Origin of the sequence: Mesorhizobium sp. M7A.F.Ca.CA.004.04.2.1, assembly GCF_004022825.1 — a bacterium.
Classification (GTDB): domain Bacteria; phylum Pseudomonadota; class Alphaproteobacteria; order Rhizobiales; family Rhizobiaceae; genus Mesorhizobium.
In genome coordinates this window covers 1-9,616 of sequence record NZ_RZPH01000116.1, presented here as the reverse complement: position 1 = coordinate 9,616, position 9,616 = coordinate 1, and the positions used below count along the sequence as shown (strand labels likewise).

At 59.2% G+C, this 9,616-nt stretch carries 6 protein-coding genes and 3 pseudogenes; 2 read left to right on the top strand and 7 right to left on the bottom strand.

What is annotated here, in order from left to right:
* The 6 genes and pseudogenes from EN893_RS07980 to EN893_RS39060 form a co-directional block, all read right to left on the bottom strand.
* Positions 1-838: ATP-binding cassette domain-containing protein (locus EN893_RS07980; protein WP_164900759.1), on the bottom strand; the 838-nt coding region annotated here is incomplete at its 3' end.
* Positions 835-1,842, bottom strand: a complete 1,008-nt coding sequence (locus EN893_RS07975) for an ABC transporter ATP-binding protein (protein WP_127270363.1) — start codon at positions 1,840-1,842, stop codon at positions 835-837. The genes EN893_RS07975 and EN893_RS07980, both read right to left, overlap by 4 nt.
* A gap of 1 nt (position 1,843) precedes the next feature.
* Positions 1,844-2,725 carry an ABC transporter permease gene (locus EN893_RS07970; RefSeq protein ID WP_127268399.1) on the bottom strand — a complete coding sequence of 294 codons (882 nt, stop codon included), beginning with the start codon at positions 2,723-2,725 and terminating at the stop codon, positions 1,844-1,846.
* 1 nt (position 2,726) lies between these two features.
* Positions 2,727-3,668 carry an ABC transporter permease gene (locus EN893_RS07965; RefSeq protein ID WP_127268398.1) on the bottom strand — a complete coding sequence of 314 codons (942 nt, stop codon included), beginning with the start codon at positions 3,666-3,668 and terminating at the stop codon, positions 2,727-2,729.
* A pseudogene (locus EN893_RS07960) lies at positions 3,668-5,275 on the bottom strand (ABC transporter substrate-binding protein). Before EN893_RS07960 ends, EN893_RS07965 begins: the two are co-directional and overlap by 1 nt.
* A 664-nt stretch (positions 5,276-5,939) precedes the next feature.
* Positions 5,940-6,056, bottom strand: a pseudogene (locus tag EN893_RS39060) (transposase); the annotation flags it as partial.
* 194 nt (positions 6,057-6,250) lie between these two features.
* Here EN893_RS39060 and EN893_RS07950 point away from each other — a divergent pair.
* Positions 6,251-7,888, top strand: a complete 1,638-nt coding sequence (locus tag EN893_RS07950) for an NAD(P)/FAD-dependent oxidoreductase (protein ID WP_127268396.1) — start codon at positions 6,251-6,253, stop codon at positions 7,886-7,888.
* Positions 7,866-9,041 (top strand): FAD-binding oxidoreductase, encoded by a 1,176-nt coding sequence (locus tag EN893_RS07945; RefSeq protein ID WP_127268395.1) that lies wholly within the window; start codon positions 7,866-7,868, stop codon positions 9,039-9,041. Before EN893_RS07950 ends, EN893_RS07945 begins: the two co-directional genes overlap by 23 nt.
* A gap of 226 nt (positions 9,042-9,267) precedes the next feature.
* Here EN893_RS07945 and EN893_RS07940 read toward each other — a convergent pair.
* Positions 9,268-9,616, bottom strand: a pseudogene (locus tag EN893_RS07940) (transposase); the annotation flags it as partial.

The window sequence follows — 9,616 nt, the reverse complement described above, 5'->3', positions numbered from 1 at the left end:
GGCTCGGCACCTCGCCCTCAACGGGTGCTTCTAGTCGAACTCGCGTGGGATCCGGGACCGGAGCGGCCGCAATCAGCGCCTCGGTGTAGGGGTGGATCGGCTTGGCGAAGAGCGCCTCGCAGGGCGCAAGCTCCACGATCCTCCCCAAATACATGACCGCAACGCGATGGCCGATATGCTCCACGACACCAAGGTCATGCGAGATGAAGACGAAAGCGATACCCATCTGCTTCTGGAGGTCCAGAAGCAGATTCAAGATCTGCGCCTGCACCGAGACGTCAAGAGCTGACACCGCTTCGTCGGCGATGATGAGCGAGGGATTGAGCGCTAGTGCCCGCGCAATGCCGAGCCGCTGACGCTGGCCGCCCGACAACTCGGAGGGGAGCCTGTTCATCATCTCGGGGGACATTCCGACCTTTTGGAGAAGATCCGCAGCAAGCTTGTTGCGCTGCTTCCGGCTGAGGCGCTCGAAATTCTCGAGGGGCTCGGTGATGATCTGTCCGGCGCTGAGGCGGGGGTTCAACGACGAGTAAGGATCCTGAAAGACCATCTGCATCCGACGGCGAAACGCGTGGAGCGCTTGCTTTTTGAGGCCAGCAATGTCGTTCCCGTCGATTAGAACGCGTCCGCCCGTAGGTTCCACGAGCCGCATTAAGAGCCGCGCCACAGTGGACTTGCCGCAGCCGGATTCGCCGACGATGCAGAGTGTCTCGCCCGCCTCGACCGAGAAGGATACATCCTCGACCGCCCGCACCACGGGAATGCTCTTCCTAAAGAATCCCGCGCCGAGCGGATAGTGCTTAGTCAGGTTCTCGACTGTCAGCAAAGGACCACTCATGCTCCCATCACCTCTTCGGCGCGCCAGCAAGCGGCGGCGTGGCCTGGCCTGACATCACTCAGAATGGGTGTTTTCTCGCGGCAAATGTCGATCGCAAACGAGCAGCGTGGCGCAAAGCTGCAGCCCACAATGGGGTCGCGAAGGCTTGGCACAATCCCGGGAATTTCCGGAAGGCGACTTTGTCGGCCGCGCCGCCGGTCAGGCACCGATCGCATGAGGCCCTGGGTGTACGGGTGCGCCGGACGCGAGAACAAATCTATCACGTTCGCTTGTTCCACGATCCGCCCAGCATACATTACGATCACCCGCTGGCACGTCTCGGCGACAACGCCCAGATCATGCGTGATGAACATCACTGCCGTTCCTGTGCGCTCTTTCAGGTCGACGATGAGTCGCAGAATCTGTGCCTGGATTGTGACGTCGAGGGCCGTAGTCGGCTCGTCGGCAATCAACAGGTCCGGTGAGCAGGCAAGAGCCATGGCGATCATGGCGCGCTGGCGCATGCCTCCCGACATCTCATGCGGATAGTTGTTGACGCGACGCTCGGGGTCCGCGATGCGGACGAGACGGAGCATCTCTTCGGCCTTTGCCATGCCCACCGAGCGGGAGGCTTTCGTGTGGATCTGCACCGCCTCTGCGATCTGGCGGCCGACCGTATAAACCGGGTTCAGACTGGTCATCGGTTCTTGGAAAATCATGGCGATTTGGTCGCCGCGAATTTTTCGCATCTCACGATCGGACAGGTCGAGGAGGTCGCGTCCGTGGAAGCGGACTTCACCGCCGACAGTCTTCGCGCTCAGCTTCGGCAGCAGGCGAAGAATGGAGAGGGCAGTGACGCTCTTCCCGCATCCCGATTCGCCGACGACCCCAAGCGTTTCGCCTTTCATTACCTGGAAGCTGATGCCGCCCAGGGCGCGGGTGACACTGTCTTCGCCGAAAAAATGCGTTTCGAGGTTTCGGACATCGAGAAGCAAGTCATTCCCTGCGGCTTGATGCATCTGCATGTCAGCGCCTCCGCTTGGCGCGGGGATCGAACATGTCGCGCAGGCCATCCCCCAAAAGGTTGACCGCAAGGACCGTGACGGCGAGGCAGATACCGGGGGCGAAGATTGTCATAGGAGCGATGGCAAGAAACAGGCGAGAATTCGAGATCATGTTGCCCCAACTAGCGATCTCGGGCGGCACGCCGACGCCGAGAAAGCTCAGTCCGGCCTCTGTCAGAATCGCATCTGCGCAGACTATGGCGCTCTGGACCATAAGCGGCGGAATGGTACTCGGCACGATATGCCTCCACAGCACCTTTGGCAGGCGTGCGCCTCCACAGACGGCGGCCTCAACGTAAGGGCGATCGCGAACACTCAGAACCACCGAACGAACGAGCCGGGTGACGCTTGGCATCTGTGGAATCGTGATCGCGACGATGAGAATGCCGATGCCGGGACCCGTCAGAGAGATAAGGGCAATGGCCAGCAGCATAGTCGGGATCGACATTAGGCCATCCATGACCCGCATGACGACATTGTCGAAACCGCGACTGTAACCGGCGATAATACCGATAATAAGCCCGCCCACAGCTGCGGCTGCCGCCGACATCAATCCCACCAGTAGAGAAACTCGGGCACCGAATACGGTGCGTGCGAACACGTCCCGGCCCAGATGATCACTTCCGAACCACATCTTCGCGGAAGGTGGCTGAAGGCGATTGAATGGATCCATGTTCATCGGATCGCCGCCGTACAGCGGGGCAGCGAGTGCTAGGAGGATCAACAACGCCAATAGTCCGCCGCCTATCATCACCGGCGGATGACGCCTTGCTATGCGAGGCAGGTCAGATACTCGAAAGCGGCCGGTAGGAATGTATTCAACTGGCGGGGAGAGCAGTGTCATATCAGTACCGGATCCGGGGATCGATCAGCGTGTAGGCCAGATCGACTGCGAGATTAATAAGGACGTAGAGACCTGACGTCAGGATGAGCACGCTCTGGATGATGGGATAGTCGCGGTTGTTGATCGCATCCACCACCAGGCGGCCGATACCGGGTATGTTGAACACCGTTTCGGTAAGGACCACTCCGCCGATCAGATAGGCAAAGCTTATGCCGATGACGGTCAAGATCGGGACGCCGGCATTCTTCAAGGCATGGTGGAAAAGCATGGCATAGGACGAAGCGCCCTTGGCAGCGGCGGTTCGCATATAGTCCTCCGAGAGGACCTCGAGCATGCTCGCCCGCGTAACCCGGGCGATGAATGCAATGTAGCCAAGACTAAGGGCCACGGTGGGAAGGACCAGGTGCGCGAACCAAGGTCCAAGGCCACCATCGATCGGCGCATATCCCTGGACCGGCAGCCAGTGTGCCCTGATAGCGAAGAAGTATATGAGGAAATAGCCGATGACAAAGACCGGGACGGAATAGCCAAGTGCCGAAAAGGCGGTGAGGGCGCGATCGATGAAACCGCCAGTTCGCCAAGCGGCAAGGATGCCGAAAGAAACCCCGACCGTCACCGAAAACATCATCGTCAGGAGCGACAGGGAAAAAGTCGGCTCAAGCCGCTGCGAAATGAGCTCAAGAACAGGGCGTCCGGCAAAAATCGAGGTGCCGAAATCGCCGTCAAGCATATCCCGCGCCCATCGTATGAACTGGACCGGCATTGGGTCATTCAACCCCAACTTTTCCCGGATGCCGGCGATCATCTCCGCCGTGGCCGACTTGCCGGCAATCATGTCCGCTGGGTCACCCGGCGCCAGCCTGAGAAGCAGGAAGATGAAAATTCCGACCATCACCATGACGGCCATGGCCGAAACTATCCTGCGCAACATATACGTCGCCATCAGCCTGAGGCTTTCTGCATATTCCACCAGGCAACGTATGGCATCTCCACGAGTCCGGTAAGCGATTTGCGGTGAGCACTCGGGGATACAATTTGACCTAATCTGACGTCACCGACAAATTCCCACCAAATTCGTTGCATTTTGCGAGCCAATGCCTGTCGCTCTTCAAGAGTTTCGACATCCGGCCACTTGAGCCGAAGCGCCTCAAATTCGTCGTTCTTAGGCCAGCCGAACCAGGCGGCCTTTTCCCCGCTCGCGCCAAGGAAGACCGCGGTCATTGGATCGCCTTGGGCGTAATCGAAATCATCGGTGATAAAAATGCTCCAGCCACCGCTCTCAACAGGACCCTTGTTGCCCCGGCGCGCCACAATCCCACCCCAGTCACTTGGCGCAAGCTCAGCGTTGACACCAATCTTGCGTAGTTCGGCTGCGAGAAGCTGTTAGGCATTGCTGGCAGCGGCCCAAGACGTGGGGTCGAGAATAACAACCTTCTCACCAGCATATCCCGCCTCCTGGAAGAGCTGCTTGGCCCTTTTCGGGTCGCCGCCCTTCTTGAACCATCCTGTGTTCTCGTCATTGGAATAAGGTGTACTGTTTCCGAATATCGAAGTGACGGGTCGACTATACTTTGGATCAGGGGCAGTAACGCGCAGAAACGCCTCCTGATCAACCAAGTGAAGTATTGCCTGACGCGCTTTCACGTTATCGAATGGCTTCTGAAGGTGATTCATGCGCACGCACATGTCGTTGCCAGTTTTATTCAGGACCTGAAGTTCAAGATTGGGGTCGTTTTCGATCGCAGCATAGAAATCCGCAGGTGCATCGCGAAGGAAATCAAGCTCCCCTGCTTGCAAAGCAGCCAGATTAGTCTGCGCATCGCCGCCGTTTTCCCAAATGACACGATCGACCTTAACGACTTTACCGCCTGCAAACCCGTCAGAAGCCTCGCTGCGCGGCACGTATTTCTCATTGCGATCATAGGTGAAATTCGCACCCGGCCTGGCAAGAGCATGGTTAAACTTGAATGGACCCGATCCGATGTTCGCGGTCACCTGCTCGGTCGCAGGTCGCTCTGCATCCTTTTCGCGCATAATAAACAGGACCGGCGCTGACAGCGTAGCCAGCAGATCGATCAGTACCCCTAGAGGTTCGGTGAGCGTAATTACAAAAGTTTTGTCGTCCTTTTTCGAGATATCCTTGGCACGAGACATGATCAACTGTCCGCCCGGAGCCACTTGGGCCCAGCGGCGGATCGAGGCCACACAATCGGCTGCGGTGACCGCAGTGCCATCGTGCCAACTCAAACCATCCCGGAGTTCGAAACTATAAGTCTTCTTATCGTCGGAAACGCCCCACTTCCCGACCATTTGCGGTTGTGGCATAAGCTTGCTGTCGGGGGCGAATAGCGTATCATAAACGCCCAAGCTGTGGAAAACGGTGGGGTCGGTTGTCGTGAACACCGGATCAAAGATTTGGAGCTCAACCATTACCATCCGAACCGTCCGAGCGTCCGTTGGCAATGTTTGCCCACGCAAGATCGAGGGGAATGACAAAGCCGTTCCAGCCGCCATACTTAGCTTCATGAGGTCGCGTCGAGAGATTGTCATATTCTAGTTCCCCTTTTTCTTAACGGCGGCTCAAGGCACGCCTAATGGTTAAGTTACTATGGAGCGACTTGCGGCGACTTCGTGATTTTCAACTTATACATTGATTAGCAGACTCGCCATCTGAGCAGGTCGATCTGGAGAGATCCGCCATTCGTAATCCATGAGCCATTATCTGGCTCTCCTTGCTATGAACCACTGCGGGTGTACAGCGATCTCCCTGTTCAACGCGATTGCTGACCAAACTAAGCCAAATCTGATCATCAAACCTCGTGGCGTTGTGCAGCCGGTAGTTGATAGCCGACTCAGATGGGATGGCGATGGTTTGGGCAACATCATGCTACGGGCCGCTGAGTGCTTCATAGCTCAGACACCACTTAGTTCCCTTAGTATTTCCTGGCCGTTAAACCGCCATGGTTTCGATTATTCTTTATCGTGGAGGGCTTGTCGTCAAATTCAGTTTGTGTATCGTGGCCATCTAGCGCCGAGATGGTGGATGAAAGTGCCTGCGTTCGTAGAGCGCTCTCGGCTTGGTCAGGACAACCCATACAATGCGCGCGCCATCTTGGCGGCGGGTGCGACAACGGCCTTGTTCGGGTGCATCTGGCTCTGCAAGCCGTCGAGCCAGCGTCCAAGGCGATCCCGGGCTCGATCCAGGTCGAAAGCAGGAGCGCGCGCCATGAGCGAGGACCTTGCGGACGTAGCGGTTCCCGCGCTTGGTGATGCCACAGAGCTTCTGCTCGCCTCCGGTCGAGTGTTCACGGGGGACAAGGCTCAACCATGCGCGCCCACGCTCATCTCGAAATCAGATTAGCTCAATTCACAAACTGAATTTGACATGGAGCCCCTTGAAGCGATGAATCGATGAGAGTGTCTGGGCGCCTGAAAATCCGGCCAGAGGCTCGTTCGGCTTTAACGCCATTCCGAACGGGTGGAGAACCTCGGACGAAGGCAACAGTTACCAGAATGGCTTGAACCATGAAGATTGACGAAAAATCTGTTGCCGGCAAAGAGCTGATCGTCGAGGAACAGACCCAGCTCTTGGTAGTTGGCGCGGGTCCTGCTGGTCTCGCAGCCGCTATCGACGCGGCTCGCCGAGGACTCTCGGTCGTGCTCATTGACGAAAACCCGGTTCCCTTCATAACCATGGGCAACGAGGTGCCGCTTCACTACGGACAGGGCATGTCTCCTGTAGCGCGCAACCGCAATGCTATGCTTGAGAGCTTCGTCGCTTCCGAGCCACTTATCCAGACAGCGTTCGAAGCTGGGGTTGACGTCCGGCTCGGCACCGCCTGTTGGGGTCTTTATGCGAACGGTCCCGGTGTCCACTGGCTCCCCGGCACGATCGCCGGTCTGGCCGACGAGACACGTGGCTGGCTGATAGGCGCAGAATACGTAATTGTCGCAGCCGGCCGACGCGATATCGGGCTCGGCTTCCCTGGGTGGGAGAAGCCGGGCGTAATGGGTGCCACGGCGGCGGTTTCGCTGGCAACGCGGTTCAGGGCCCTAAACCCTCGGAGAGTGTTGATCCTCGGCACGTCGGCTGAGGCGCTGGCGGCTGCCGCAGCACTCGAGAAGGCCGGCGTGGAAATAGCGGGGATCGTGGAACAGGCGGCCGAGGCTGTCGGTCCCGTACACATGGTAGACGAATTACGCGCTGGCGGCTGCGAATTCCTGACCCGTCATGTTGTGCGTGAGGTACTGGGGCGGGACTCAGTTGAAGAAGTGCTCATTTCCGCCTTGGATGAAGCCGGTCGGGCTGTTGGCAAAGAACGCCGAATCGCTTGCGACGGCGTTGTGCTGGCGGTCGGAGCCACGCCGGTTATTGATCTTCTCGCAGCGCTCGGGTGCAGGGTCGCCTTTCAGCCAGAGCGGGGCGGCTATGCGCCGGCGGTGGATGCAGGTCAGCGTACCAGTGTGCGCAATATTTTCGTGATCGGCGACAGCGCCGGCATCTGGCCTACAAAATCGTGCGATCCCAGCATCGCGGAACGCGAAGCCTTACTGGCAGTCGCCACCATCCTTGATGATCTGGGCCTTGCCGGAGACCATGCGCACGATGGAGCGCCGCGACCCGACCGGCCGGCCTACGATCTGGCAGCCTACCGTCTGGCCTGGGTACATGCCAGCGTCATCGCTGCGCGTGACGAATTCCACGTCTGTCAATGCGAGGAGATTACCGCCCGCGAGATCCTCGAGCTACGCCCCCCGCGTTATCTTGGCTGGCAAACCGAGCGCCGCAACGATCGCTCACTCTCAACCCTCCTTGGCGACGCGCCCCCAAACCCGGACCAGGTCAAGCGGCTCACTCGCGCAGGCATGGGACCGTGCCAAGGTCGGCGCTGCCGCGAGCAGATAGCTGCTTTGCTGGCCATGCAGTCCGGCGCGTCGCTAGCGGCAATTCCCCTTGCGGGCTACCGCGCGCCAGTACGACCGCTGCCGCTAGAAATTGCCAGCCAAATCCCGGAATCGCCAGATCAGGCCCGTCATTGGGCACTCTGGTTTGGAATACCATCGCAATGGAAAGCCCAATGGGAGGTTCCCGAGTTTTATACAGTTGCCACCGATCATGTTACCACCGCGGCTGCGCTTGATGAGCGAGGCGGCCATGACTGAGAACATGGGTGCATCCGTTGTGATCATTGGCGGCGGCGTCACAGGGCTGAGTGCTGGCTGGTGGCTAGCACAAACCGGCGTCGATGTTCTGGTTATAGAAAAGGGCATCGTTGGCTGGGAGGCTTCCGGCCGTAACGGAGGGGGCTGCGGACACGTTTTTTCGCCTCTTTACCCGGAGATGCTGCGGCTGTGGCCAATCATGGATGAACTGCTCGGTTATCCTACGGAGTTCTCTGCAAACCGCATCCACGTCGCCGTGACCGAGGAGCAATTGGCGGCCGCAACTCGCAGCGCCGCTGCGATGGAGCGCCATGGACACCGGTGCGAATTGCTCGACCGGACGCGGCTCCGAGAACTCGTTCCACTCGTCGGCGACAACGTTGCCGGTGCTCATTTCTATCACTTCGGGGGGCACGCCAACCCACACCGCACAGTCCAAGGCTACGCGTGGGCCATGCAGGACCACGGCGGCCAGCTCGTGCAGCACTGCGGGGTCACCGGGTTCCGCACCGAAGGCGAGCGGGTGGTAGGCGTAGACACGGAGCGCGGCCTATTTGGCTGCGATCAACTGGTCATTGCAGCCGGGCCATACACCGGGCGCTTCTCGGCGATGCTGGGGCAGGAGGTTCCTTTGGCAAGCGCGCGTGCCGAGATGATCGTTACCGAGCCGCTTCCCCTGATGGCTTATGGTGGCGTTGATGGTAACGATCTCCACGGCAGGCAGACGCTGCGCGGTAATCTGGCCTTTGGAGGCGGTCCACACGAATGGCTGGAACTAGCCGAGGGAGGCGTAATATCCAACCCCTCAACCCCCCTGATGGGTCATATAGGCCGCCGCTTGGTTGAAATGATGCCGAAGGCCGCGCATGCCCGCATTATTCGTTCTTGGGCCGGTGTGATCGAGAACACCCCCGACGGGCGCCCCGTGATCGACCGGCTCTCGACATTCTCCAACGTGGTTGTTGCCACGATGTCCAGCGTCGGCTTCGGCTTGTCGCCGTCAAGCGGGCGAGCAATCCGCGACGTAGTTGTCGACGGCGTCTGCAGCTTCGCAGACATTTCATCGTTTAGCTTGAAGCGTTTCGCCAGGCTCGAACCCAACTGGCGCCAACTGCAGGGCTGGGTTGCGATCCAATTCGGGGACGCTGCTTAGAAACATCGCGCTCAGCAGAAGCGCATCGCTGCGCGTTGCCGAAAGAAGCAGGCGGCATTGGTCATCAGTGATGCGCTTCGATTACTTGCACCCGATGTGCCCCCCTGAAATGTTCTCGCTTGAGGTTGGGTTGTCCCGTCGGCCGTGAACAATGAGAGGGATCAGGCTTCGAGCTCTTCGGCTGACTTTGTAAGGCTGCGATGAGAAGCCACAAAAATCCCTTCAGCCACCTGAGCAGGAGAGAGAAGTTATATCCGGCGGCGGCCAGGATGGCGTTGAGGGCGTCGCCCTGCTGGCCGGCGAGGTAGTTGCGGCCCATGCGGTGTTCGTTCTTGATGTGGCCCCGATGACGGGCTCGACCGCCGACCGCCGTCGCATCTGGCGCTTGATGGCTGGGGTGACGCGGCGTTTCTGGCCCGCGGTGAAGACCCTGAGCTTGTGGCTCTGGGGTGCGTTGTGGCCGCGATAGCCGGCGTCGGCGAGGATGCGGCCGATCTCGTTGCCGATGGTCTTTTCCATGTCGGGGATGACGCTTGCCAGCGTGTGGCCGTCATAGGGATTGCCGGGCAGTGCTT

What these genes read in the sequence shown, in the direction of transcription:
- EN893_RS07975 (WP_127270363.1), bottom strand. Translation starts at nt 1,842, where the DNA reads ATGCAGATGCATCAAGCCGCAGGGAATGACTTGCTTCTCGATGTCCGA.
- EN893_RS07970 (WP_127268399.1), bottom strand. Translation starts at nt 2,725, where the DNA reads ATGACACTGCTCTCCCCGCCAGTTGAATACATTCCTACCGGCCGCTTT.
- EN893_RS07965 (WP_127268398.1), bottom strand. Translation starts at nt 3,668, where the DNA reads ATGGCGACGTATATGTTGCGCAGGATAGTTTCGGCCATGGCCGTCATG.
- EN893_RS07950 (WP_127268396.1), top strand. Translation starts at nt 6,251, where the DNA reads ATGAAGATTGACGAAAAATCTGTTGCCGGCAAAGAGCTGATCGTCGAG.
- EN893_RS07945 (WP_127268395.1), top strand. Translation starts at nt 7,866, where the DNA reads ATGAGCGAGGCGGCCATGACTGAGAACATGGGTGCATCCGTTGTGATC.